At 42.1% G+C, this 649-nt stretch carries 2 pseudogenes; both read left to right on the top strand.

Features of this window, described 5'->3' with window-relative positions:
• Nucleotides 1–199 (top strand): annotated as a pseudogene (gene glmM / locus ACFIO5_RS12365) (phosphoglucosamine mutase); the annotation flags it as partial.
• Nucleotides 200–287: 88 nt separating this feature from the next.
• Nucleotides 288–649, top strand: a pseudogene (glmM, locus tag ACFIO5_RS12360) (phosphoglucosamine mutase); the annotation flags it as partial.

Below are 649 nucleotides of genomic sequence, written 5' to 3'. Positions count from 1 at the left end.
AGCAATAGAGCAAGCAACACAGCGTTTAGGAAAAAAAGCAAGACTGGTGATTCGTGCTTCTGGAACCGAGCCCGTAATTCGTATTATGGGGGAAGGCGATGAGAGAGAAATGCTTGATGCTGTTGTGACAGAGATGGTAGATATTATTACACATCATGATACCCTTTCAAAAGCGTGTGCTTCTCTGGAAAGATCGTGAAGATTTTGAGAGAGTTGATCGAATAATCACGTAACATTCTTAGGAAAGAGCCTCGATAGGTAATCTGTGCTTCTGAAACCGATCTTGGCTCGAGCGCTTCTTAAACAGCAAAGGGTTAGATCTTGTTCGGACAAAGGTAGGGGATCGCTATGTGGTCGATGCGATGCGCAAGAAGGGATATAATGTTGGGGGTGAAGCTTCTGGGCATATTGTGCTGAGTGATTTTGGTACAACGGGTGATGGTTTAGTAGCTGCTTTGCAGATTTTAGCTTGTATGCAAGAAATCCAAATTCCTATGAGTCACTTGTGTCAGCGCTTTGAACCTGTGCCACAAATTTTCAAAAACGTAATGATTAAAAACAAAAATGTGCTGAAAAAAAATCCGGTTAAAACAACAATAGAGCAAGCAACACAGCGTTTAGGAAAAAAAGCAAGACTGGTGATTCGTGC

Source organism: Bartonella sp. AA86SXKL, from assembly GCF_042196885.1.
Note: the sequence above shows the minus strand (reverse complement) of the source record. Positions and strands in the feature narration are given on the sequence as shown.